The organism is Micromonospora chaiyaphumensis (assembly GCF_900091435.1).
Lineage (GTDB): Bacteria > Actinomycetota > Actinomycetes > Mycobacteriales > Micromonosporaceae > Micromonospora > Micromonospora chaiyaphumensis.
Genome location: NZ_FMCS01000001.1, coordinates 774,691 through 797,462, shown reverse-complemented (window position 1 = coordinate 797,462; position 22,772 = coordinate 774,691). Strand labels below are relative to the sequence as shown.

The following is a 22,772-nucleotide window of genomic DNA, read 5'->3' as shown; positions in this document are numbered from 1 at the left end:
ATTAGGTCACACGGCGAAGAATTCTTGCAATAGATACATGGAAGATTTTCTCTGTATCGGGCGTAGGGTTGTGGACGCGGCCCGGTGCCGGGGCGCCGGCTCAGCCCAGGCGGCGGAGGAAGGCCCGAACCTGCTCGCGGGCCCGGTCGGTGAGCTCGGGGCCGTGGGTGAAGGCGGCCACGTCGTAGTCCAGCTCGCCGAGCACGTGCGCGGTGCGCTGGGTCATCCGGAAGTCGGTGCAGAACGACCGCACCGGCCAGCGCACGCCCGCCACGTTGAACAGCGCGTCGCCGGTGACCAGCACCCGCGTCGGCTCGTGCAGCAGCGACACGTGCCCCGGGGAATGGCCCGGGGTGTGCACCACCCGCAGGCCGCCGCCGACCGGGAGCACGTCGCCGTCGGCCAGCGGCCGGGCCACCGCGACCGCCGGGAACCGGCCGCCCGCCAGGCGGGTGAGGAAACGGCCGACCGTGTTCCCGCCGCCCTGCGGCGGCACCCGGCCGGACTCGGCGTACGGCACGTCGGACCGGTGCGCGGCGACCGGTGCGCCGGTGCGCCGGGCCAGCTCCGCGGCCCCGCCGGCATGGTCCGCGTGCGCGTGGGTCAGCACGATCCGGGTCACGTCGGCGGGAGTCTTGCCGATGGCCGCCAGGCCGCGCACGATGCGGGCCGGGGCGCGTCGCATCCCGCAGTCGACCAGAGTGACCGAGCCGTCGTCGTCGACGAAGGCGTAGGAGTTGACGATGGCGCGACCGACGGTGGGGATGCGCCAGACGCCGGGGGCGAGCGGAACCGCCGCGGTTCGTGCCATGCCCCGAGTGTCGGGCGCCGGCGACGGTCGATCAACACCTCGGTCCGGGAAATCCGTCGGGCCGGCGTGTCGATCCGCGGGGTCCCGGTTCGTGTGGAGGGTGGAGGGGCCGGGAGAGACCGGCCGCCGGACGAGGAGGCAGCCCGTGAAGCAGTACCTGATCAGCATGTACCAGCCGGCCGGCGCCGACCGGCCGGACCCGGAGTTCCTGGCCGGGGTGATGCGCGAGGTCGACGCCATCGGCCGGGAGCTCAGGGAGGCCGGCTGCTGGGTTTTCGGCAACGGCCTCCACGCGCCGGAGACCGCCACCGTCCTGCGCCCGAAGGGCGACGAGGTGCTCGTCACCGACGGCCCGTACGTCGAGGGCAAGGAGTACCTGGGCGGCTTCACCGTCATCACCGCACCCGACCTCGACGCCGCGCTCGACTGGGGCCGCCGCTACGCGCTGGCCACCACCCTGCCGGTGGAGGTGCGCCCCTTCCAGGGCGAGGGATGACCGGCCCCACCGACGTCGAACGGGCCTTCCGCGCGGAGTACGGCCGGGCGGTCGCCGTCCTGGTGCGCCTCCTCGGCGACATCGACCTCGCCGAGGAAGCGGTCCAGGAGGCGTTCGCCACCGCGGTCGACCGGTGGGCCGTGGACGGCCCGCCGCCCAGCCCGGCCGGCTGGATCATCACCACCGCCCGGAACCGGGCGATCGACCGGCGGCGGCGCGAGGCGTCCCGCGCCGACCGGCACACCCAGGCCGCCCTCCTGTACGCCCCCGAGCCGCCCGCCGAGGAGGGGCCCGTGCGCGACGACCGCCTCCGCCTGATCTTCACCTGCTGCCATCCGGCGCTCGCCCCGGCGGCCCGGGTCGCGCTGACCCTGCGCCTGCTCGGTGGGCTGAGCACCGCCGAGATCGCCCGGGCGTTCCTGGTGCCGGAACCGACCATGGCGCAGCGCCTCGTCCGGGCCAAGGCGAAGATCCGTGACGCCGGCATCCCGTACCGGGTGCCCCGGGACGCCGACCTGCCGGACCGGCTGAGCGGCGTGCTGGCCGTGGTCTACCTGATCTTCACCGAGGGGCACACCGCCAGCGCGGGGGAGCGCCTGGTCCGGGATGAGCTGTGCACCGAGGCGATCCGGCTGGGGCGGCTGCTGGTTGCGCTCATGCCGGACGAGCCGGAGGTGCTCGGGCTGCTCGCGCTCATGCTGCTCACCGACGCGCGGCGGGGCGCCCGGACCGGGCCGGACGGCGCGCTGGTGCCGCTCGGCGCGCAGGACCGCGGTCGGTGGGACCGGGCGCTGATCGCCGAGGGGCAGGCCCTCGTGCGGCGCTGCCTGCGGCGGAACCGGCCCGGCCCGTACCAGATCCAGGCGGCGATCAACGCGGTGCACAGCGACGCGGCCACCGCCGCGGAGACCGACTGGCGCCAGATCCTCGCCCTCTACGACCAGCTCCTGGCGCACGCGCCCGGGCCGGTGGTGGCGCTGCACCGGGCCGTCGCGCTCGCCGAGGTGGCCGGCCCGGCCACGGCGCTCGCCGAGGTCGACCGGCTCGACCTGGCCGGTTACCACGTCCTGCACGCGGTCCGTGCCGACCTGCTGCGCCGCCTCGACCGGACCGCCGAGGCGGCGGCCGCGTACGACGCGGCGATCGCGCGCACCGACAACGCCGCCGAACGGGAGTTCCTCCGCCACTCCCGCGACCTGCTGAGGAGTCACCCGTGAGCGCACCGGAGATCCTGGTCGACGGGCTCGCCTTCGGCGAGTCGCCGCGCTGGCACGACGGGCGGCTCTGGCTCGCCGACTGGGGTGCCGGCGAGGTGCTCACCGTCGACGCGGCGGGCCGCACCGAGGTGGTCGTCCGGGTCGACGGGCTGCCGATCTGCTTCGACTGGCTGCCGGACGGGCGCCTGCTGGTGGTGGCCGGCGGCGCCGGGCGGCTGCTGCGCCGGGAACCCGACGGGTCGCTGCGCACCCACGCCGACCTGGCCGCGCTCGTCCCGCACCCGTGGAACGAGGTGGTCACCGACTCCCGGGGCAACGCCTACGTCAACACCATCGGCTTCGACTTCCCCGCCGGGGACTTCCGGCCGGGCGCGGTGGCCCTGGTCGCGCCGGACGGCGCCGCGCGGCTGGTCGCCGACGACCTCGCCTTCCCCAACGGCATGGCGCTCACTCCGGACGGGCGCACCCTCATCGTGGCCGAGTCGTACGCCGGCCGCCTCACCGCGTACGACGTGGCCGCCGACGGGACGCTGGGCGGCCGGCGGGTCTGGGCGGCGGTGCTGGACTCCGCGCCGGACGGCATCTGCCTCGACGCCGCGGGTGCCGTCTGGTACGGCGACGTGCCGAACCGGTGCGCCGTGCGGGTCGCCGAGGGCGGCCGCGTGCTCGACCGGATCGACCTGGACCGGGGCTGCTTCGCCTGCGCGCTCGGCGGCCCGGACGGCCGCACCCTCCACCTCGTCACCACACAGTGGAGCCCGGCAGCGCTCTCCGGCGGGCCGCGCACCGGCCAGGTCCGGACTCTGCGGGCGCCCGCCCCGGCCGCGGGCTGAGCACGGCCGACACCGCACGGTGGGTGCGATTCCGGCACCCGGCGGAATCGTGATCGCGTCGATATCCCCGCTGCCGCCGGGAGGCATTGACGAACCCTCGCCGAAAAGTACACTCCCGGTGTAATAAGTTTCCCGCTTCGCCCGAGCCGCACCGCGCACCCCCGACGCCGCGTTCTCTCCCGAGGTGAAGATGAGCCCACCCCCCACCCCCGCGGACGGCATCGACCTGGCGCTGCACGGTGTCGGCGTCCGGTTCGGCGGGCTGGTCGCCCTCGACGACGTCTCGCTGCGGGTCCCGCCCGGCCGGATCGTCGGCGTGATCGGCCCCAACGGCGCCGGTAAGACCACCCTGTTCAACGTGGTCTGCGGCTTCGTCCCGCCGACCAGCGGCTCGCTCACCCTCGACGGCCGGCCGTTCCGGCCCCGCCCGCACCGCCTCACCCGGCTCGGCATCGCCCGTACGCTCCAGGGCGTCGGCCTCTTTCCCGGGCTCACCGTGCTGGAGAACGTCGTGGCGGGCGCCAGCCACGCGGCCCGGGCCGGCTTCGCCACCGCCCTGTTCGGCCTGCCGCGCAGCGACCGCGACGAACGGCGGCTGCGCGGGGAGGCCCGCGACCTGCTCGCCGAACTGGGCGTCGCGGCGCACGCCGACGCCGCCCCGACCACGTTGCCGTACGCGGTGCGCAAGCGGGTCGCCCTGGCCCGCGCCCTGATCGCCCGGCCCCGGCTGCTGCTGCTCGACGAGCCGGCCGGCGGGCTGGGCGCCGACGACGTCGCCGAGTTGGCCGAGCTGGTCCGCACGCTGCCCGAGCGGGCCGGCGGCGCCTGCTCGGTGATGCTCGTCGAGCACCACATGGACCTGGTCATGGCCGTCTGCCAGGAGCTCGTGGTGCTCGACTTCGGTCGGGTCATCGCCGCCGGCACCCCGGACGAGGTCCGCGACGACCCCCTGGTCACCGAGGCCTACCTCGGCGCCGACGTGCCGGCCGAGGCGGCGGGGGCGGGCTCGTGACCGGGGTGCTGGAGGTCGAGGCCGTCAGCGCCGGCTACGGACCGGTGCCGGTGCTGCGGGACGTGACGTTCGCCGTGCCGGCCGGGACCATCGCCGCCGTGCTCGGCGCCAACGGAGCCGGCAAGACCACGCTGCTGCGTACCCTGTCGGGTCTGCTGCGGCCCGCCGGCGGCCGGGTCCGCTTCGACGGCGCCGACCTGCGCGGTGTCCGCGTCGAACGGCTGGTCCGGCGCGGCCTGGCGCACGTCCCCGAGGGCCGGGGCGTCGTCGCCGAGCTGACCGTGGAGGAGAACCTGCGCCTCGGCGGGCTCTGGCGCAGCGACCGGGCCGACGCCCGCCGGGCGCAGGACGAGGTCTACGAGCTGTTCCCGGCCCTGGCCCGCCGGCGGCGGCACGCCGGGCACCAGCTCTCCGGCGGGGAACGGCAGATGCTGGCGCTCGGCCGGGCGCTGATCGCCCGTCCCCGGCTGCTGCTGCTCGACGAGCCGTCGCTCGGCCTGGCCCCCAAGGTGACCGCGCAGATCATGGCGCTGCTGCGCCGGCTCTGCGACGACCGGGGGCTGACCGTCCTGCTGGTCGAGCAGAACGTGCGCAGCGCCCTCTCCGTCGCCGACCAGGGCGTGGTGATGTCGCTGGGCCGGGTCGTGACGGCCGCGCCGGCGGCCCGGCTGCGCGACGACGACCAGCTCCGGCACGCGTACCTCGGGTTCTGACGGCCCGGCGAGCAGGAAGGATCCGCGATTGGACCGGTTCTTGTTCCTCACCTTCGGCGGGCTCTCCACCGGCGCGGTCTACGCCGCGTTCGCCCTGGCCCTGGTGCTCATCTGGCGGGCCGCCCGGGTGGTCAACTTCGCCCAGGGCGCGATGGCCGTGGCCACCGCCTACGTCGGCTACGCGGTGGCTTCCGCGACCGGCTCCTACTGGGTGGGCCTGGGCGCCGCCGTGCTCGCCGGCCTGCTGCTGGGCGCACTCGTCGAACGGGTGCTCATGCGCTTCGTCGGGCACGCCAACCCGCTCAACGAGGTGATCGTCGCGCTCGGCCTGGTGCTGCTCATCCAGGCGGTGCTCGGCATGGTCTTCGGCAACGGCTACCGGCCGGCCGCCGCGCCGTTCGACACCGACGCGCTCACCCTCGGCGGGGTCGCCGCGCTGTCCCCGTACGACCTGTGGGTGCTCGGCGCCGTGCTGGTGGTCGTGGTGCTGCTGGCGCTGCTGTTCACCCGCACGCCGATCGGCCTGCGGATGCGGGCCGCCGCGTTCGCCCCCGAGGTGTCCCGGCTGCTCGGCGTCGACGTGAGCCGGATGCTCACGCTCGGCTGGGCGCTCGCCGCCGCGGTCGGCGCGCTCGCCGGGATGCTGGTCGTGCCCACCGGGCTGGGGCTGCACCCGCACGCCATGGACCTGGTGTTCGTCGTCGCGTTCACCGCCGCCGTGGTCGGCGGCCTGGACAGCCCGGCCGGTGCGGTGGTCGGCGGCCTGCTGGTCGGCCTGATCCTCTCGTACGTCACCGGCTACCTGGGCCCGGACACCACTCCGCTGGCCGTCCTGGTCCTGCTGCTGGCCGTCCTCCTGGTCCGCCCCGGCGGGCTCTTCTCCAGCGCGAGAGCGAGGCACGTGTGACCGCCACCCGCCCCTCCGCCCGGTCCGGGGTGGACCGGCCCGCCGGCCCGTCCCCGCTGCGCCGGCTGCTGCCCGGCGCGCCCGCCGCCGCCGGCCCACGCGGCTCGACCCTGCTGCGCCACCTCGCCGGGGCGGTGCTCGCCGGCACGCTGGTCGTGCTGCTCACCAACCAGCTCGCGCCCTACCAGAACCTCCAGGTGGCCCGGGTGTGCGCATTCCTCTGCGTCACCGCCGGCTACACCGTGCTGGTCGGGCTCAACGGCCAGCTCTCCCTGGGGCACGGGGCGCTCATGGCCACCGGCGCCTACACCGTGGCGCTGGTGCAGCGGGCGTTCGACGAGCGCGGGGTCCAGGGCCGGTGGATCCTGCCGCTGTCCCTGCTGGCCGCCCTGGCGGCGACCGCGCTGGCCGGGCTGGTCATCGGGCTGGCGGCGGCCCGGCTGCGCGGGCCGTACCTGGCCGGCGTGACCCTCGCCGTGGCGACGCTGGTGCCGGCCATCAGCACCATCTTCACCGGCGTGTTCAACGGCGAGCAGGGGCTGCGCTTCCCCGCCGAGACCCCGCCGGCGGTCCTCGGCGCCTACTTCCAGCCGGAACGGTGGCTGGCCTGGATCGCGCTGCTCGCCGCGCTGCTGACCGTGCTGCTCCTGGCCAACCTGGTGCGCAGCCGGTTCGGCCGGTCGCTGCGCGCCGTACGGGACGACGAGGTGGCCGCCCGGCTCGCGGGCATCCACGTCGCCCGCACCCAGGTGCTCGCCTTCGTGGTCAGCGCCGGCTGCGCCGGCCTCGGCGGCGGCGTGTACGCGGTGCTCACCGCCACCGTGGCGCCCGGCAAATTCCCCCTGGAGCTGTCCCTGTTCCTGCTCATGGCCATCGTGATCGGCGGGCTCGGCAGCCTCGCCGGTGCGGTCTGGGGCGCGGTGCTGCTGGTCGCGCTCCAGGACCTGCCGAGCCTGCTCACCGAGACGTTCAGCCTGCCGTCCGGCCTGGCCCAGCGGCTGGAGGGCAACCTCGCGCTGGCCGTGTTCGGCCTCATCCTCATCGTCGTCATGCTCGCCGCTCCGGGCGGGCTGCACGGCGCCGCCCGCACCCTCGTTGCCCGGCTCCGTACCCGCCGCCGCGCGCCGGAGCACTGACCACCCCGGTTCCACCCACCCGTTCGCACCGCCGCACCGGAATGGAGAACCATGCGCCCCACCACCCGCCGCATACTCGCGGCCGCCACCGGCCTCGCCCTGCTGGCCGCCGTGCCGGCCTGCGCCGACGACGCGAAGCAGGCCGCCGAGAACGTCCCGGGCGTCACCGACACCGAGATCGTCATCGGCACCCACCAGCCGCTCACCGGCCCCGCCGCGCCCGGCTACTCGAAGATCTCCGCCGCCACGAAGGCGTACTTCGAGCACGTCAACAGCAAGGGCGGGGTGAACGGCCGGAAGATCGTCTACAAGGTGATGGACGACGGCTACAACCCGGCCAACACCGAGAACGTGGTCCGCAAGCTGGTGCTCGACGACAAGGTCTTCGCGCTCCTCGGCGGGCTGGGCACCCCCACCCACACCAACGTGCTGGAGTTCGTGAAGACCCAGAAGGTGCCGGACCTGTTCGTCTCCTCCGGCAGCCGCAACTGGAACCAGCCCGACAAGTACCCGACCACCTTCGGCTGGCAGCCCGACTACACCGTCGAGGGCAAGATCCTCGCCACCTGGGTGAAGCAGCAGTTCCCCGGCGCCAAGGTCTGCCACTTCGGGCAGAACGACGACTTCGGGCGGGACTCCCTGGCCGGGGTCGAGAAGGTCCTCGGGGCGGTGGCGGCGAAGCAGACGTACACCACCACCAACCAGCAGGTCGGCCCGGCCATCGGGGCGCTCAAGGCGGCCGGCTGCCAGGTCGTGATCTCGGCGAGCATCCCGGGCTTCACGGCGCTGGCCATGGGCCAGGCCGCCGGGCAGGGGTTCCGGGCGCAGTGGGTGGTGTCCAACGTGGGCGCCGACTACACCACGCTGTCCAACCAGCTCGGCGACAAGAAGGTGATCCTGGAGGGCATGGTCGCCGACAACTACCTGCCCATGGTGGGTGACACGGCCAACCCGTGGATCCAGGAGTTCACCAAGATCCACCAGAAGTACAACGCGGCCAACCCTATCGACGGCAACGCGATCTACGGCTACTCGATGGCGTACACGTTCGTGCAGGCGCTGCTCGCCGCCGGCAAGGACCCGACCCGGGAGAAGCTGGTCGAGGCCGTGCAGAAGGGCGGCTTCCGCGGGCCGGGTCTCACCCCGTTCCGGTACAGCGCCGACGTGCACGCCGGCTACAGCGGGGTGCGCCTGAACAAGGTCCAGAACGGCGCGCAGGCGTACTTCGGCCCCACGTACACCACGGACGACGGCGACGCCGCGGTCACCGAGTTCACCGAGGCGCCCGCCACCCCGCCGGCCGACGCCATCCCGACGACCTGACCGCGTGCCGGGCGGCCGTCACCGCGGTGACGGCCGCCCGGCGCCGCGCACGTAGAGTTCAGCATTCCGGCGTGACGCCACTGGGGCGGGCGGGTCGCGCCGGCCAGCAGCTACGCACAGGGGGCGGTCGCATGATCGAGGTGGACGCCGACGTGCCGGCGCGCGTGGACGGCCGGTCGGCGCGGGCCGAGCGGACCCGGGCCGCCATCGTCGAGGCGCACCTGGCGCTCATCGACGAGGGCGACCTGCGGCCCACCGGGGAGCGGATCGCCGAGCGGGCCGGGGTGTCCCTGCGCACCCTGTGGACCAACTTCAAGGACATGGAGACCCTGTTCGCCGCGACCGGGCTGCGGGTCGGCGAGCGGCTGGACGCGCTCTGGCAGCCGATCCCGCCCGAGCTGCCGCTCACCCGCCGGATCGCCGAGTTCTGCGACCAGCGGGCCGAGATGCTGGAGGTGCTGGCGCCGTCGGCGCGCGCCTCGGCGCTGCGGGAGCCGTTCTCGCCGCAGCTGCGGCGCAACCGCGAGGCGGCCATCGCCCGGGTCCGCCTCGAGATCGAGCAGGTCTTCGACCCCGAGCTGGCGCACGCGGGGGAGGGGCGCGAGCAGTTGCTGGACGCGCTGACCGTGGCCTGCACGTGGGCGGCCTGGGCCATGATGCGCGACGCCATGGGCCTCGACGTGGCGGCGGCCCGGGCCACCCTGGCCCGCACCATCGGCGCGCTGCTGGTCGACGCCATCGCCGCCGGCCTGCGCTGACCCGACCCTCCGCACCGCCGCCGGGTCGCCGGTCGACGGCGACCCGCCGCGCCCGGTCTGCTCGGTCGTCGCGGGATCCGGGCCTGCTCAGTCCTCGCGCAGCCGGCGCAGGATCCGGGTCAGCTCGTCCCGGTCGGCCGGGTCGAGGGCGCCGAAGAACCGTTCCGCCTCGGCGGCCCGGGCACCCCGGATGGCCTCGCCGACCCGTTCGCCCTCCCCGGTGAGCGCGACCAGGGTGGCCCGCCGGTCGACCGGGTCGGGCCGGCGCTCGACCAGCCCGCGCTCGGCCAGGCCGTCGACCACCTCGGTGGCGGAGCGGGGCGCGATGCGCAGGTGCTCGGCGAGCGCGCTGAGCCGCAGCGCGCCGTGCCGCATGAGCACGGCGAGCGCCCGGGCGTGCCCCGGGTTGATCTCCCATGGTTCGAGGGTGCGCTTGGACTGGTGGCGCAGCCGCCGGGCCACCGCCCAGAACGTCTCGGCCAGGCTCTCCTCGTCATCGCTGCCGGTCACCGGAATACGGTAACAGTACATACTGTTGCTACCTCATGATGAGGTAACCTCAGCAATGTCCCCCGACGAGAGAGAGCACCCCTTGGACGGATTCCGTGACGGCCGCGGTGGCGGCCGAACCTCCGTGACCCCCGCCGAGAAGACGCAGGCCCGCCAGGTGTCGCTGCGCCGGATCGGCGGCCTCTTCACCGCCCACCGCGGCCCCCTCGCCGCCGTGGTGGCGATCATCGTGGCGTCGTCCGTGATCGCGATGGCGTCGCCGTTCCTCCTGCGTACCGTGATCGACCGGGCCCTCCCGGAGCGCGACCTGACCCTGCTGGCCTGGCTGGTCGCGGGCATGGTCGGGGTGGCCGCCGTCACCGCCGTGCTCGGCGTGGCGCAGACGTGGATCTCCACCCGGGTGGGGCAGGAGGTCATGCACCGGCTGCGCACCGACGTCTTCACCCACCTCCAGCGCCAGTCGATCGGCTTCTTCGTCCGCACCCGCACCGGCGAGGTGCAGTCGCGGATCACCAACGACATCGGCGGCATGCAGGCGGTGGTCACCTCCACCGCCACCTCGATCGCCGCCAACCTCACCACCGTGGTCGCCACCGTGATCGCCATGGTCGCGCTGAGCTGGCGGCTCACCCTCGTCTCGGTGGTCGTGCTGCCGCCCGCCATCTGGCTGACCCGGCGCGTGGCCCGGCTGCGCCGGGAGATCACCGCCCGCCGCCAGCGCGAGCTGGCCGACCTCAACGTCACCATCGAGGAGGGGCTGTCGATCAGCGGCGTGCAGCTGGCCAAGACCCTCGGCGCCGCCGCGACGCTGGTCGACCGGTTCACCGCCTCCTCGGCCCGCCTCGTCGACCTGGAACTCCGCTCGGAGCTGGCCGGCCGCTGGCGGATGGCCTCCATGACGGTGATCTTCGCGGCCATCCCGGCCGTCATCTACCTGGGCGCCGGCCTGCCCGGCACCGCCGGCACGCTCACCATCGGCACCCTGGTCGCCTTCACGGCGCTGCAGGGCAACCTGTTCCGGCCCCTCATGGGCCTGCTCAACGTCGGCGTCTCGCTCACCGCCTCGATGGCGCTGTTCGCCCGGATCTTCGAATACCTGGACCTGCCCGTCGAGGTGGCCGACCCGGCGCAGCCCGTGGCCCTCGACCCGGCCCGGGTGCGCGGCCACCTGCGCTTCTCCGACGTCACCTTCAGCTACCCGGGCAGCGACACGGCCGCCGTGGCCGGGGTGAACCTGGACGTACCGGCCGGCACCAGCCTCGCCCTCGTGGGCGAGACCGGCTCGGGCAAGAGCACCCTCGCCGCGCTGATCAGCCGCCTGCACGACCCCGACGCCGGCCGGATCACCGTCGACGGCGTCGACCTCCGCGACCTGCGCCTGGCCGACCTGGCCGCCGTCGTGGGCGTGGTCAGCCAGGAGACCTACCTGCTGCACGCCACCGTGCGGGAGAACCTCCGGTACGCGAAGCCGGACGCCACCGACGCCGACCTCGAGGCCGCCGCCCGCGCCGCCCAGATCCACGACCTGATCGCCGCCCTTCCCGACGGGTACGACACGGTGGTCGGCTCCCGCGGCCACCGGTTCTCCGGCGGCGAGAAGCAGCGCCTGGCCATCGCCCGCACGCTGCTGCGGGACCCGCGGATCCTGGTGCTGGACGAGGCGACCAGCGCGCTGGACACCGAGACCGAGCGCGCCGTGCAGCGGGCCTTCGACGAGCTGGCCCGGGGACGCACCGTGGTGACCATCGCCCACCGGCTCTCCACCGTCCGCGACGCCGACCAGATCGCCGTGCTCGACCACGGCCGGATCGTCGAGTCCGGCACCCACGAGAGCCTCCTCAACCACGCCGGCCGGTACGCGGCCCTCGCCGCCTGAGCGGTCGGCCCTTCTGGTCAGCCGGTGGGCTTGATGCGGGACGCCAGATCGAGGGCGGCCCGGATCGGGTCGCCCGCCCAGCGGCTCGCGAACACGTCGTGCACCCGCCAGCCCGCCCGAGTCAGCGTGCGCTGCCGTTCCAGGTGCGCCGCGACACCGTCCGGGTGCACGGCGCAGACCACCCCGACCGCGTCCGCGCCGGCTCCCACGCAGAGGTCGACCCGCCACCGGCCCACCGGATAGCCGGGCCGCACCGGCAGGTCGAGCCGGCGCAGCTCCTCCGCCAGGTCGGCGGCCCAGCCCGTCACCGCCTCCGCGTCCGGTGCGACCGGCGGCCGGCCCGCGTAGGCCAGGTAGTCGCCCACCAGGCCCTCGGGCGACCGCAGGGAGGTGACCACGGCCAGCCGCGCGCGGGCCCGCGTGACCAGCACGTTGAACAGGTTCGGCTCGGCCACGAACCGGTGCCGCGACGGCGGGTCGCCGTCCACCAGCCCCAGGGAGGCGATCACCACGTCCGCCTCGCTGCCCTGGAACGCGTGCACGGTGCCCGACCGCAGGCCGAGGCGCTCGATCTCGTCGACGTCGAACGCGGCCAGCAGTGCGGCCTCCAGCGCGTCCGCCTGCGCCCGGAACGGGCTGACCACCGCGATCCCGCCCGCCGGCGGGTGGCCGGCGAGCCGCCGCACGAGGTCGAGGGCGGCGGCGACCTCGGCCTCGTTGACACCCTCGACCACTGTCGACCCGGCAACGGTGAGCACGTCGATGACATCGGCGCGCTCGTTGCGCGGATGGCGGGTGACCAGTTCCAGCCGGTCACCGTAGAACCGGCGCGCGGAGAACTGGATCAGGTGCGGGACCGACCGGTGGTGCTCGCCGAGCCAGGTGACCGGGGCGGCGCCGGCCGCCACGTCGAAGGCGCTCGACCGGCGCACGTCGAGCCGGTCGCCGAACCGGTCCAGACCGTGCCGGTGCAGGGTGGCGGCCACGTCCACGTCGGCCACGAACGACACGAACCGGAGCTGCCGGGGGTCGCCGGCCACCAGCGCGCGCCGCGCCCGGGCCAGCACCGGCGCGGCCCGCAGCTGGTCGATGTGGGCCGCCTCGTCGAGCACCACCAGGTCGAACATCCCGGCCACCGGCGGCAGCAGGTCCTCGACGTCGGTGACCGTACCCACCCACAGCGGCAGCGCCCGCACCAGCGCCTCGGCGTCCAGCCCGGCGAGCAGCTCGCGGCGGCGGTTCCGGCCGGCCCGCAGCGCTGCGCCGAGGCCGCTGGTGGCGCGCCGCGCCGCACCGGTCCACCGCCGGGCACTGGCCGCCCGGTGGCGCATCGCCGTGCCGACGGCCTCGGCCAGCGCGGCGTCCGCCTCCGCCAGGCTGCGCCACGCGGCCGCCAGGTCGGTGCCGCCGGTGGCGGCCAGCCGGGCCGCCGCCCGTACCGCGCCCGCCGCCTCCATGGCGGCCCGCACCCGCTCCACCGGTACGTCGCCGCCGCCCGCGAGCCGCCGCAGCCGCTGCCCGGCGCGGGCCCGCCGCCAGCGCCGCCACCAGCCGTCGCCGGCCCGGGTGGCGTCGGCCAGCGCGGACCGGACCGCGGCCAGGTCGGTGTCCGGGTCGAACACGCCCGAGGCGTCCCGGCTCAGGGCCGGCAGCAGGGGCTGCCAGCCGGGCAGCGCCGCGGCCCGCCGTTCCTCGTCGAGGGCGGCGGCGATGCCGGTGGACACGGCCGTCGCCCGGTCCCGGGCGGACGCCACGGCGGCCTCGTCGGCCCGTAGCGTTGCGTCGTCCACTCCCGCCGCGGCGCCGCCGGCCAGGTCGGCGGCGATCGACTCGCGGCGCTCCGCGTCACCGAACAGCACCGGCGTCGGCCCGGGGTGGCGACGCAGCAGGTCGCCCAGCACGTCCGCGGCGTGCACCGACTGGGTGGCCACCAGCACGGAGCCGCCCCGGTCCACGATGTCCAGCGCGGCGGCGACCAGGGCGTGGCTCTTGCCGTTGCCGGGTGCGCCCGACACGATCACGACCGGCTCGGTCCTGGTCCGCCGGACCACGTCCCGCTGGGCGTCGTTCAAGGGCAGTGGCGACAGCACCTCGGTGTCGTCAGCCGGGACGTTCCCGGTCCTGTCGCCGGTGTCGTCGCCCTGGACGTTCCCGGTCCTGTCGCCGTAGAGCCGGCTCAGCGCCGTGTCCGCCAGCCCGGGGCGCGCGGCCCAGCCGAGCAGGGTGTCGCGCAGCCGGCCGGCGAGCACGTCGCGGGTGGTGAACAGCGCGGCGGCGGCGACCCCGGTGAGCGTGCCGTCGTCGATGCTCCGGGGTGGCGTGGTCAGCACCGCCTCCACCTTCAGAGCGGCGGCCTCGGCGGCGGCGGTGATCCACGCCGTGGTGCCAGGCGCGCCGAGCCAGCCCGGCCCGGCGAGGCCCGGGGCCGCCTCCAGCCGGGCGGCGAGGTCCCGGTCCTCGATCAGGGAGGTCAGCTCCAGGTCCCCCGCCGGCACGATCCGGTAGCCCCGGCGGGTGCGGTCCAGGCGTACCGGCTGGGCCAGCAGCGGCACGCGGACCCGCCGGCGGGCCCCGTCGAGGTCGGCCCCGCCCACGACGAAGGCCAGGCCCCGGCGCAGGATCCGCTCGTCGCGGTGCAGCGCGTCCAGGGCCGCGAGCCGGTCCAGCCGGGTGCCGCGTGGCCCGCGGTCGGGTTCGGGCAGCCAGATCAGCGGGCGTCCGGCGCCGGACACGTCGAAGGTCCGCTCGGCGCCGGCCGGGGCCAGGTCGGCGAGCGCGGTGAGGATCGTCGCCGTCTCCATCGCCCGCCGATTCTGCCGTACGCGGACGACGGTGACCTGCCGCCCGTGGACTGGCATCGATCCCTGTCGCTCGCATGGAAGGGGAGGGAGCCGATGTCCGTGTCGTTCACCGCCGCCCGGTGGCGTGTCCTCGCGCTGCTCACGGCTGCCGTCGTCGTCGGGGCGCTGACCGGGGTGCAGCCCGCGCAGGCCGCGCGGCCGGGCTTCCGGATGCCGTTCCTGTGCGGCCAGACGTGGCAGGGCAGCAACTGGAACGGCCACAGCCCGGCCCACTCCATCGACTGGAACCACTACGACGCCAACGGCAGCCCCGACGACCTCGGCCGTCGCGTGGTCGCCAGCGCCGGCGGGACCGTGCTGGAGTCGTCCTACTCGACCACCACCGGCTATGGCCACACCATCGTCATCGGGCACGGTGACGGCTGGCGCACCCGGTACGCCCACCTCAGCGAGCGCCCGATCGACAAGGGCGCCACCGTGAACCAGGGCACCGTCATCGGCAAGGTCGGCGCCTCCTCGGCGGAGTACGACCTCAGCCCGCACCTGCACTACGAGCAGATCCACGACGGCAGCGTCGTCGTCTCCGTCGTGCAGGGCGTCACGTGGTCCGACTACCTCAAGCGCAACCAGACCAGCACCAACAACTGCTGACCCGGCGGGGCGGATGCCCCCTTGGAGCTCAGGCCTCGGGGGTCCCACCCTTCTCCGGATCGCCTCCCGTCGGGTCGTCCGGCGGCGGCAACTCGCCGGACCTGGGCCCGGGTGGTTGCAGCATGGGGTCGAGCAGGTTGAACTGCTCGACCGGGGAGTCCGGCCGCGGGCCTCGACGTTGCTGTGCGGGCCGTCGCGGCGCCGCTTCCGCCGCCGAAGGGGCCTCCCGCTGGCGCGGCGCGGGCTCCTCCCGCAGCGACTCCGGCATGCCGGCCGGCGTCGCGCCGTCGTCCGGTTCCGGTGGCGTAGCGCCGTTGTCCGGTTCCGGAGTCCCGCTGCCGTCCGGTTCCGCCGGCCCGCTGCCGTCCGGTTCCGCCGGCCCGCGCCGGCGCTCCTCGGCGTACTCCGCGCGCCGGCGTTCGAGGTCCCGCTTCCACTCCAGAGCGATGCGCTTGTCCCAGTACGGCCGGAGCAGATCCCGGACCGGCTCGTCCAGGTCGACCGACACGTCCGGCTCGCAGGTGAACGTGACCTCGCCGCGCTCGTAACCCCAGGGGAGGGCGTCGTCGCCGGTCATCGCGTCGTCCAGCGTGAGCGCGAAGGCCCGGGGACGATCCGGCGGGAACTCCGCGGCACACCGGACCGCGATCCGCCGGAACCGCTGCATGGCCTGCGGCTGGAACTGGTCGACGTACCAGCCGAAGAGTTCCGGCCGCGCGTTGTTCGTGGTCCAGGTGAAGGTGACCCGGACGACGAAGTGGTAGACCTGCCCCTGCGCCGGGACGAGCAGGGTGGGCGCCGCCCGGCGGTCGACGAGCGTCACGGGCGAGGCCTCCGCCTCAACCCACCGCAACTGGTCCAGAATGGGCCGGGCCGCCGCCCACAACTGCTTCGCCCCGCGCCACGTGACCGCCCAGAGTTCCCGGGCACGGGCGCGCCACTGCTCCCACCGGTCCGAGGCCTGGCCGCTCGGTGCCGTCGGGCCGGCGCCTGTCGCTGGGCCGGGGGCTGCCGTCGGGCCGGTGGCTGCCGCTGGATCGGTGTCTGCCGCTGGGCCGGCCGCTGTCGCTGGCTCGGTGCCGTTCGTCTCGCCGGGGCGGGAGCCGCCGTTGTCGTCAGGCGTCCCGGTCATCGCACCCCTCTCCGTCGAGCAGCCGTGCGTCGCCCGGCCGCGCCGGTGCGGGGTCGGTGCGGCCGTTGGAGGGGTGTGCGGAGGTGTCGAGCGGCCTCCGCCGTCCCACGCTAACAAGCCGGCGCGGCGGCGCGCGGCAGCCGCGCGGGGCCGAGGCGGGCGCCTTGGCCTGGGGGCCGGCACGCCGCTCGTGGACGATCATGATCGCTGACGGACGGGTGACAGGACACGCCGACGGCACGGTCCCCAGCCGCCATTCACGAAACGGAATATGTGGATGTTCGGCCGGTGTCGACTGTCCTCGTGAACTGGTCGGATGGCGGGACGGACATCGCCGTTCGACGACAGGAGGGACCGTGCGCACACCATCGCGTGCGACGACGGGGGCCACCGCGCTGCTACTCGCGGCCGGGCTGGTCCTGACCGCGGAAGCCGGCGGCCAGGCGGCGCCCCGAACCGAGACCCCGACCCAGGCGCAGCCCGGCCACCTGCCGGGCGACAGCCACGACACCAAGACCAGGGACAACCGGACGGGCCGGACCGCGCCGACGGACCGCCAGCGGGACCGGGCCGCGGCGCTCGGCGCGCGCGTCCGCTGGACCGACTTCGGTACGCCCGCCACGCTGACGCCGGCCGATCGGCCGCTCGCCGCCGGCCTGCCCGCCGACCCGGCCGCCGCGGCGCGGGCCTACGTGGCCGCGAACCGGGACGTGCTGGGGCTGACCGAGGAGGGCGCCGCTGCGCTGGAGCAGTTGACCGTCGCGCCGATGGGTGACGGCGCCACCGTGCTGTTCCGGCAGCGCTTCGGCGACCTGCCCGCGGCGGTCGACGGCATGCTGGCCGTCGGCGTGCGCAACGGGACGGTCTGGCACGTCAGCTCGTCCCTGGCCCGGGACGGCGGAACGCCCGCCCCGGCCACGATCAGCGCCGACCAGGCCCGGCAGGCCGCCGCGGCCGACGCCGGGCTGACCGGTCCGACCGTCCTGCGTACCGCGCTGGTCGCCGTGCCGACCGCGGACCGGGGGCCGCGGGCGGCGTACGAGGTGGTCCTCGGCGCGGACGTCACCGGCGCGGACCCGGCGGCCTTCGCCACCTACGTGGACGCCCGCGACGGCAGCGTGCTGGTCCGCGAGGACCTGGTCGACCACGACGTGGACAACCCGTCGTGGGAGGTCTTCCCGAACTCCCCGTCGGTGGACAAGTCCTCCGACGACACCCGAGTGCGCTGGTGCGCCGCGCCGGCGGCCGGCTGCGCCGAGGTGGTCGGCGTGCCCGGGCACCCCGCGTGGGACGTGGACCCGGCCACCGGGACGTCCACCACCACGACGAACGGCAACAACGCGATCGCCGTGCAGAACTGGTTCAGCAACGACCCGTTCAGCGTGGGCACCGAGACGGCCACCCCGCGCCCCGACCGGAACTACGCGTATCCGTGGACCAACCAGTGGTACGAGCAGAAGTGCAGCCCGGACACGTTCACCTCGCCGCAGGCCAACGACATCGACGCGGCACGGGCGAACCTGTTCGCCATGCACAACCGGATGCACGACTGGTCCTACCGCCTGGGCTTCACCGAGGCGACCTGGAACATGCAGCGGGACAACCTCGGCCGTGGCGGGCTCGGCAACGACCCGGAGCAGGGCAACGCGCAGGCCGGCGGCGTCAGCGGTGGCCCGCCGACCTTCGCGGCCCGCAACAACGCCAACCAGATCACCCCGCCGGACGGCATCGCCCCGACCACCAACATGTACCTGTGGCAGCCGAGCGCCGGCTCGTTCTACGCGCCCTGCGTCGACGGCGACTTCGACATGTCGGTCATCGCCCACGAGTACGGCCACGCCGTCAGCGGCCGCATGATCGCCGGACCGAACGCCGGGGTCAGCTCCCCGCAGGGCATGAGCGAGAGCTGGTCGGACCAGCTCGCCATGGAATACCTCTACGAGCACGGGTACGCGGCGCCCGGCCGGCGCGGCTTCACCATCGGTGAGTACACGACCGGCGACTCCCGGGCGGGCATCCGCAACTACAACATGAGCGACAGCCCGCTGAACTACAGCGCCATCGACTACGACTTCGTGGGCCTCCAGGTGCACGCGTCCGGCGAGGTCTGGAGCGCGACCAACGCCGACATCCGGGCGGCCATGATGCGCCGCTACGGTGCCGGGAACGCGGCCCTGCAGAAGTCCTGCGCCGTCGGGGCGACGCCGGTGACCGCGTGCCCGGGCAACCGGCGGTGGATCCAGCTCGTCTTCGACTCGTTCCTGCTGATGGCGGTCAGCCAGGTGAGCATGGTCGACGCCCGGGACGCGATGCTCGCGGCCGACCGGATCCGCTTCGGCGGAGCCAACCAGGACCTGCTCTGGAACGCCTTCGCCGCCCGGGGGCTCGGCGAGACGGCGGCCAGCGTGGGCAACGCCGACACCGATCCGACGCCCGGCTTCACCTCGCCGTACGCGAAGGAGGGCACCCTGCGGTTCGCGCCGGAGGGCGACGACGCGGTCGTGCCGGGGGCGCAGCTGTTCGTGGGCCGCTACCAGGCCCGGGCCGTGCCGGTCGCGGACACCGACGCGGCCACCCCGCTGACCGACCGGGTGAGCCTGGTTCCCGGCACGTACGAGTTCGTCGTCCGGGCGCCGGGTTACGGGCACCGCCGGATCGGCCCGGTCACCGTCAAGGCCGGGCAGGTCCGGGACCTGCCGGTGAAGCTGCGCCGCAACCTGGCCTCGACCAGCGCCGGCGCGGCGGTCGGCGGCGACGGGATCAACCTCGCGAAGATCGCCGACGACGACGAGGCCACCAACTGGGCCTCGCTCGGCGCGCCGGTGGCCGGGCGGCAGGTCACCGTCGACCTGGCCGGTGGCACCCAGCAGGTCCGCCGGGTGCAGGTCAGCGCGATGCTGCGACCGCCGGTCGCCGGTGACCCGGACGCCGGCACGCAGAGCCGGTTCTCCGCGGTGCGGCAGTTCCGGGTGCTCGCGTGCGAGGCGAAGCAGGCGGTGAGCTGTGCCGACGCCGCGGACTTCCGGGTGGTCTATACGAGCCCCGCGGACGCCTTCCCGTCGGTGGCCCCGCGGCCCCGGGCACCGGAGCTGATCATGCGGTCGTTCGACATCCCGCGCACCAAGGCGACCCACCTGCGTGTCGAGGTGCTGACCAACCAGTGCACCGGTGCGCCGGACTACGCCGGTGAGCAGGACGCCGACCCGCGTGCCGGTACCGACTGCGCCACCGCGAGCCCACAGGCGCAGAACGTGCGGATCGCCGAGTTCCAGGCGTTCGCCCAGTAGGTGCGGTGGGTGCGGGTGGGCGGCGCCACCGCCCACCCGCACCACTCATCCGGTGTTCACCCGGCATTCGGGGCGCGGTCGCCGCGCGGGGCTGTACGCCGGGAAGGATCACCGCCAGACTGGGCGCGATCGGAAAAACGATAGCGATCGATGCCGTCGCCCAGTTCAGGGAGGATCCCTTGACCACGCTCGCGACCCCGCTCCGCTCCACCGGCGCCCGCGTACGCCGCGCGCTCGGCGCGTGCGCCCTGCTCACCGCCATGGTCGCGGCCGCGCTCGTCGGCCCGCCGGCGGCCTCCACCCGGCTCGCCGAGCCGGCACAGGCCGCCGTCTACAGCTCCTGCACGATGACCCGGTGCGCGGACGCCCGCACCGCGCGCTCCGGCTGGTCCGCCCGCAGCTTCCCGACCAGCCGCGGCTGGTACTCCTGGAGCGGCGGCCAGTGCAACTTCGCCGGCGGCCGGTTCTACAACTACGAGGGGCAGCTCCCCACCAACGCCACCTACTACGAGTACGACGTCTACCCGCGCGCCTGCGGCGCCGCCCGGGACGCGTACCGGATCGTGGTCAACAAGAGCACCGGGGCCACCTGGTTCTCGCCCGACCACTACGTCAACTTCTACCGGCTCTGAACGACGTGGGGGGCGGGTCGGGCCGGCAGGCCCGGCCCGCGCCGACCGGAAGGGAACAACCGATGGGCGCAGCGTCCCCGCAGCCGCCGGCCTGGCTCGCGTTCGACGCCGGAGCGGAGGCCGAGGCGGCCGGCGTGGTCCTGGCTGGAGGGCACGTCCGGACCCGGGCGGGTCTGCACGAGGCGCTGGCCGCGGCCGTACCCCTGCCCGGCTGGTTCGGGCGCAACTGGGACGCGCTCGCCGACGTGCTGGCCGACCGGCTCGACGCCGGCCCGCTGACCCTCGTCGTGAGGGACGCGGCCGATCTGCTCGCCGACGAGCCGCCGGCCCAGCTCGGCACCCTCCTCGACGTGCTCGGCGCGGTCGCCGCGGGCGGCCACCACTCGCTGCGCGTGGTGCTGCGCGACCACCCCGACCGGCTGGCCGCCCTGCGGACCAGGATCACCGCCGCCCTGGGCGGCCGGGTCGGCGCCCCGCCCCCGGACGCGGGCTGATCAGAGCCGGTCAGTTCGGCTGGTCGAGGATGGCGCTGAACCGTTCCTCGGCCAGGTCGAGCTGCGCGAAGATGTGCCGCTTCACCGGCAGGGACAGGGGCGTGTCCGGCCGGGCGATGAGGTCGCGGAAGACCGGCACCAGCGGCCGGTACTTCGCCGCCGAGCGGGCCACCTTCGGCCCGACCGTGTGGATCACGCCCACGCCGTTGTCGGTGAAGTCCGACACCTTGATCACCCGGGCCCAGGGCTCCCGGTCCAGGCTCGCCGCCACGTGCTCCCGGTACTGGACGTGCCGGTCGCGCCCCGGGTCGTACGCCGGGTTGGTGACCGCGCCGACGAGCCGGGCGACCCGCGGGCCGAACCGCGCGGCCAACTCGGCCAGCGCCGCCGGCGTGGGGTCGACGGCTCCAGGTCCCTGCGCGGCGCCAGGCGCGCCGAGCTGGAGTCGTCGCACGGCGCTCGGGCCGGCCAGCTCCGCCGGGTGGTCCTCCACGGCGTCGTGCAGCAGGCCCGCGACGATCACGTCCACGTCCCGCACCTGGTAGTGGTGCATCATCCGGATCGCCACCCGCAGCAGGTGGTTCAGGTACGGCTCGCGCACCCGCCGGTCCTCCCGGTGCAGCTCGGCGGCGAGGTCGAGGGCGGCCGTGAGCCGTTCCCGGGCCGGCTCGTCGAACGCCTCGACCTCCAGCCGGAAGCGGGCCAGCAGGCCCGGCTCCCCGTGGATCTCGGTGATCGCGTGCATCGGCATGGTCGCCAGGTACGCCGGGAACTCCATGCGTCCCTTATAGCTGATCTTCGCCAGAAACGGCCGGGCCGGGTCAGCTCCCGGTCAGTCGCTTGACGAGGCGAACGGTCGTGCCCTCCGGGGTGCCGGCGACGGTCACCTCGTCCATCACCCGCGTCATGATCATCTGCCCCCGGCCCCGGTCGGTGCGGTCCCCGCCGGCGTCGGACCGCCAGCCGCCGCGGTCGCGCACCTCGACCACCAGGTGGTCGGCGCGCAGCTCGGCCCGCAGCGTGGTGATCCCCTCCGGCGCGAAGCGGTAGCCGTGCTCGATGGCGTTGGCGCACGCCTCGCCGGCGGCGATCAGCACGGTCTCGACGTCCCACTCGCTCACCCCGTGGGCGCGCAGCCAGCGGCGCAGCCGCTCCCGGGTGGGCGCCAGCCGGGCGGGGTCGGCGGGCACGTCGACCGTGAACGCCGGGGCGGTCCCGGCCGGGTCGTCGCCCGGCACCAGCCCGGCGGCTGTCCCACCCTCCACGTCCGGTCCCCCGTCCCGCGCACCTCCCGGGCCTGGGCGATCGCCGTCACCGTCCCGTCCTGTCGGTCATTGTCCCCGGTCCGGGGGCCGGGTATTCCTCGACCCGGCGGTTCGTTCCGACCGGATGTCCGATCCGGCCGGGCGGGCGTGGCGGCACCGGGCCGCGGGTGACAATCGGCGGGTGGACCGGGTGCTGGACCTGCTGCTGGCGCTGCCGCCCGCGCTGGTGCTGGCCCTGGTGTTCCTGCTGCCGGCCCTGGAGGCGTCGACGTTCCTCGGGCTGCTCGTGCCGGGCGAGATCGCCGTCCTGGTCGGCGGGGTCCTCGCGCACGAGGGACGGCTGCCGCTCTGGGCCGTGGTCCTCGCCGCGGTCGCCGGCGCGGCCGTCGGCGACCAGGTCGGCTACCTCGTGGGCCGCCGGTACGGCCGCCGCCTGCTGGGCCGCGTGCCCCGCCGCTTCGTCCGCTCCGGGGAGCTGTCGCGGGCGCTGGAGCTGGTCCGCCGCCGGGGCGCGGTCGCCGTGGTGCTCGGCCGGTTGGGCGGCGGCGCTGCGCGCCCTCGTGCCCGGGCTGGCCGGGCTGAGCGGCATCCCGCACCGCGCGTTCACCGTGGCGAACCTGGCCGGCGGCGTGCTCTGGGCGGTGGCCGTGACGCTCCTCGGCTACCTGGCGGGGGCGTCGTTCCGGCTGCTGGAGCGGCGGCTCGGCTGGGGCGGCGAGGCGCTGCTCGCCCTGGTGGTGCTGCTGGTGGTCGTGCGGGTGGTCCGGGCCCGGCGGGCCGCCCGCCGCGAACGGGCGGACCCTGCCGGGCCCCGCTGACCTCCAGCCGGGCCGACGCCCCGAGGACGAGGCGCCGGCCGGTGCGGGAGTGGATCAGCCGCTGATCTTGCCGGTGCCGACGCCCCTCTGCGGTGTCGGA

21 protein-coding genes and 1 pseudogene are annotated in these 22,772 nt (G+C 75.1%); 16 read left to right on the top strand and 6 right to left on the bottom strand.

Translation table 11 applies throughout. The features are described from left to right. Positions 1–100: 100 nt before the first annotated feature. A complete protein-coding gene (locus GA0070214_RS03795; RefSeq protein ID WP_091258999.1) occupies positions 101–811 on the bottom strand; it encodes an MBL fold metallo-hydrolase in 711 nt (236 codons plus the stop codon). Positions 812–956: 145 nt separating this feature from the next. Here GA0070214_RS03795 and GA0070214_RS03790 point away from each other — a divergent pair, with 145 nt between their 5' ends. The 9 genes from GA0070214_RS03790 (at position 957) to GA0070214_RS03750 (ending at position 9,206) form a co-directional block, all read left to right on the top strand. Continuing rightward, on the top strand, positions 957–1,307 hold the full coding sequence (locus tag GA0070214_RS03790) for a YciI family protein (RefSeq protein ID WP_091258996.1): 351 nt from the start codon (positions 957–959) through the stop codon (positions 1,305–1,307). Continuing rightward, positions 1,304–2,524: an RNA polymerase sigma factor gene (locus tag GA0070214_RS03785; RefSeq protein ID WP_091258994.1), complete on the top strand. Its 1,221-nt coding sequence runs from the start codon at positions 1,304–1,306 to the stop codon at positions 2,522–2,524. Before GA0070214_RS03790 ends, GA0070214_RS03785 begins: the two co-directional genes overlap by 4 nt. Then, positions 2,521–3,357 carry an SMP-30/gluconolactonase/LRE family protein gene (locus tag GA0070214_RS03780; protein WP_091258992.1) on the top strand — a complete coding sequence of 279 codons (837 nt, stop codon included), beginning with the start codon at positions 2,521–2,523 and terminating at the stop codon, positions 3,355–3,357. Before GA0070214_RS03785 ends, GA0070214_RS03780 begins: the two co-directional genes overlap by 4 nt. Before the next feature lie 190 nt (positions 3,358–3,547). Further along, positions 3,548–4,369, top strand: a complete 822-nt coding sequence (locus GA0070214_RS03775; protein ID WP_091258991.1) for an ABC transporter ATP-binding protein — start codon at positions 3,548–3,550, stop codon at positions 4,367–4,369. Continuing rightward, positions 4,366–5,082, top strand: coding sequence for an ABC transporter ATP-binding protein (locus GA0070214_RS03770; protein ID WP_091258989.1), 717 nt, complete (start codon positions 4,366–4,368; stop codon positions 5,080–5,082). Before GA0070214_RS03775 ends, GA0070214_RS03770 begins: the two co-directional genes overlap by 4 nt. A 28-nt stretch (positions 5,083–5,110) precedes the next feature. Then, complete coding sequence (locus GA0070214_RS03765; protein WP_091258987.1) at positions 5,111–5,989, top strand: branched-chain amino acid ABC transporter permease; 879 nt, start codon at positions 5,111–5,113, stop codon at positions 5,987–5,989. Beyond that, positions 5,986–7,125 (top strand): branched-chain amino acid ABC transporter permease, encoded by a 1,140-nt coding sequence (locus tag GA0070214_RS03760; RefSeq protein ID WP_244167533.1) that lies wholly within the window; start codon positions 5,986–5,988, stop codon positions 7,123–7,125. The genes GA0070214_RS03765 and GA0070214_RS03760 overlap by 4 nt, the downstream gene beginning before the upstream one ends. A gap of 51 nt (positions 7,126–7,176) precedes the next feature. Further along, on the top strand, positions 7,177–8,448 hold the full coding sequence (locus tag GA0070214_RS03755; protein ID WP_091258985.1) for an ABC transporter substrate-binding protein: 1,272 nt from the start codon (positions 7,177–7,179) through the stop codon (positions 8,446–8,448). A 131-nt stretch (positions 8,449–8,579) separates the two neighbouring features. Next, positions 8,580–9,206 carry a TetR/AcrR family transcriptional regulator gene (locus GA0070214_RS03750; RefSeq protein ID WP_091258983.1) on the top strand — a complete coding sequence of 209 codons (627 nt, stop codon included), beginning with the start codon at positions 8,580–8,582 and terminating at the stop codon, positions 9,204–9,206. Positions 9,207–9,293: 87 nt separating this feature from the next. Here the strand turns inward: GA0070214_RS03750 and GA0070214_RS03745 are convergent, their stop codons facing one another. Beyond that, on the bottom strand, positions 9,294–9,716 hold the full coding sequence (locus tag GA0070214_RS03745; protein WP_091258981.1) for a MarR family winged helix-turn-helix transcriptional regulator: 423 nt from the start codon (positions 9,714–9,716) through the stop codon (positions 9,294–9,296). A gap of 55 nt (positions 9,717–9,771) precedes the next feature. Here GA0070214_RS03745 and GA0070214_RS03740 point away from each other — a divergent pair, with 55 nt between their 5' ends. Then, entirely contained in the window at positions 9,772–11,592 is a 1,821-nt protein-coding gene (locus GA0070214_RS03740; RefSeq protein ID WP_377463451.1) for an ABC transporter ATP-binding protein, read from the top strand. Positions 11,593–11,609: 17 nt separating this feature from the next. Here the strand turns inward: GA0070214_RS03740 and GA0070214_RS03735 are convergent, their stop codons facing one another. Further along, complete coding sequence (locus GA0070214_RS03735; RefSeq protein ID WP_091258974.1) at positions 11,610–14,393, bottom strand: AAA domain-containing protein; 2,784 nt, start codon at positions 14,391–14,393, stop codon at positions 11,610–11,612. Between the two features lie 93 nt (positions 14,394–14,486). On the opposite strand from GA0070214_RS03735, the gene GA0070214_RS03730 reads away from it, so the two are divergent. Next, entirely contained in the window at positions 14,487–15,044 is a 558-nt protein-coding gene (locus tag GA0070214_RS03730) for a M23 family metallopeptidase (protein ID WP_091258971.1), read from the top strand. Positions 15,045–15,072: 28 nt separating this feature from the next. Here the strand turns inward: GA0070214_RS03730 and GA0070214_RS03725 are convergent, their stop codons facing one another. Continuing rightward, on the bottom strand, positions 15,073–15,867 hold the full coding sequence (locus GA0070214_RS03725; RefSeq protein WP_091258969.1) for a hypothetical protein: 795 nt from the start codon (positions 15,865–15,867) through the stop codon (positions 15,073–15,075). Positions 15,868–16,532: 665 nt separating this feature from the next. Between GA0070214_RS03725 and GA0070214_RS03720 the strand changes: the two genes are divergently transcribed. The 3 genes from GA0070214_RS03720 to GA0070214_RS03710 all read left to right on the top strand — a co-directional run bounded on the left by GA0070214_RS03720 (position 16,533) and on the right by GA0070214_RS03710 (position 20,589). Then, the gene (locus GA0070214_RS03720; protein WP_091258966.1) at positions 16,533–19,463 is read left to right on the top strand and encodes a M36 family metallopeptidase; all 2,931 of its coding nucleotides are present in this window, start codon (positions 16,533–16,535) and stop codon (positions 19,461–19,463) included. Between the two features lie 260 nt (positions 19,464–19,723). After that, entirely contained in the window at positions 19,724–20,095 is a 372-nt protein-coding gene (locus GA0070214_RS03715) for a ribonuclease domain-containing protein (RefSeq protein ID WP_377463523.1), read from the top strand. 62 nt (positions 20,096–20,157) lie between these two features. Further along, positions 20,158–20,589, top strand: a complete 432-nt coding sequence (locus tag GA0070214_RS03710) for a barstar family protein (protein ID WP_091258962.1) — start codon at positions 20,158–20,160, stop codon at positions 20,587–20,589. A 10-nt stretch (positions 20,590–20,599) separates the two neighbouring features. On the opposite strand, the gene GA0070214_RS03705 is transcribed toward GA0070214_RS03710, so the two are convergent. Together GA0070214_RS03705 and GA0070214_RS03700 are read right to left on the bottom strand one after the other, a co-directional pair. Continuing rightward, positions 20,600–21,367, bottom strand: coding sequence for an HD domain-containing protein (locus GA0070214_RS03705; protein WP_091258960.1), 768 nt, complete (start codon positions 21,365–21,367; stop codon positions 20,600–20,602). Between the two features lie 43 nt (positions 21,368–21,410). Continuing rightward, positions 21,411–21,854 (bottom strand): ATP-binding protein, encoded by a 444-nt coding sequence (locus GA0070214_RS03700; protein WP_244167531.1) that lies wholly within the window; start codon positions 21,852–21,854, stop codon positions 21,411–21,413. A 124-nt stretch (positions 21,855–21,978) separates the two neighbouring features. On the opposite strand from GA0070214_RS03700, the pseudogene GA0070214_RS32985 reads away from it, so the two are divergent. Together GA0070214_RS32985 and GA0070214_RS32230 are read left to right on the top strand one after the other, a co-directional pair. Next, positions 21,979–22,332 (top strand): annotated as a pseudogene (locus GA0070214_RS32985) (hypothetical protein); the annotation flags it as partial. Between the two features lie 82 nt (positions 22,333–22,414). After that, the gene (locus GA0070214_RS32230) at positions 22,415–22,672 is read left to right on the top strand and encodes an SNARE-associated domain-containing protein (RefSeq protein WP_244167529.1); all 258 of its coding nucleotides are present in this window, start codon (positions 22,415–22,417) and stop codon (positions 22,670–22,672) included. The last annotated feature ends 100 nt before the right edge of the window (positions 22,673–22,772 follow it).

Excerpts from the sequence above, each read along its gene's own strand:
- GA0070214_RS03785 (WP_091258994.1), top strand. The coding sequence starts at position 1,304 with ATGACCGGCCCCACCGACGTCGAACGGGCCTTCCGCGCGGAGTACGGC.
- GA0070214_RS03710 (WP_091258962.1), top strand. The coding sequence starts at position 20,158 with ATGGGCGCAGCGTCCCCGCAGCCGCCGGCCTGGCTCGCGTTCGACGCC.
- GA0070214_RS03715 (WP_377463523.1), top strand. The coding sequence starts at position 19,724 with ATGGTCGCGGCCGCGCTCGTCGGCCCGCCGGCGGCCTCCACCCGGCTC.
- GA0070214_RS03795 (WP_091258999.1), bottom strand. The coding sequence starts at position 811 with ATGGCACGAACCGCGGCGGTTCCGCTCGCCCCCGGCGTCTGGCGCATC.
- GA0070214_RS03730 (WP_091258971.1), top strand. The coding sequence starts at position 14,487 with ATGTCCGTGTCGTTCACCGCCGCCCGGTGGCGTGTCCTCGCGCTGCTC.
- GA0070214_RS03750 (WP_091258983.1), top strand. The coding sequence starts at position 8,580 with ATGATCGAGGTGGACGCCGACGTGCCGGCGCGCGTGGACGGCCGGTCG.
- GA0070214_RS03755 (WP_091258985.1), top strand. The coding sequence starts at position 7,177 with ATGCGCCCCACCACCCGCCGCATACTCGCGGCCGCCACCGGCCTCGCC.
- GA0070214_RS03740 (WP_377463451.1), top strand. The coding sequence starts at position 9,772 with ATGTCCCCCGACGAGAGAGAGCACCCCTTGGACGGATTCCGTGACGGC.
- GA0070214_RS03775 (WP_091258991.1), top strand. The coding sequence starts at position 3,548 with ATGAGCCCACCCCCCACCCCCGCGGACGGCATCGACCTGGCGCTGCAC.
- GA0070214_RS03705 (WP_091258960.1), bottom strand. The coding sequence starts at position 21,367 with ATGGAGTTCCCGGCGTACCTGGCGACCATGCCGATGCACGCGATCACC.
- GA0070214_RS03735 (WP_091258974.1), bottom strand. The coding sequence starts at position 14,393 with ATGGAGACGGCGACGATCCTCACCGCGCTCGCCGACCTGGCCCCGGCC.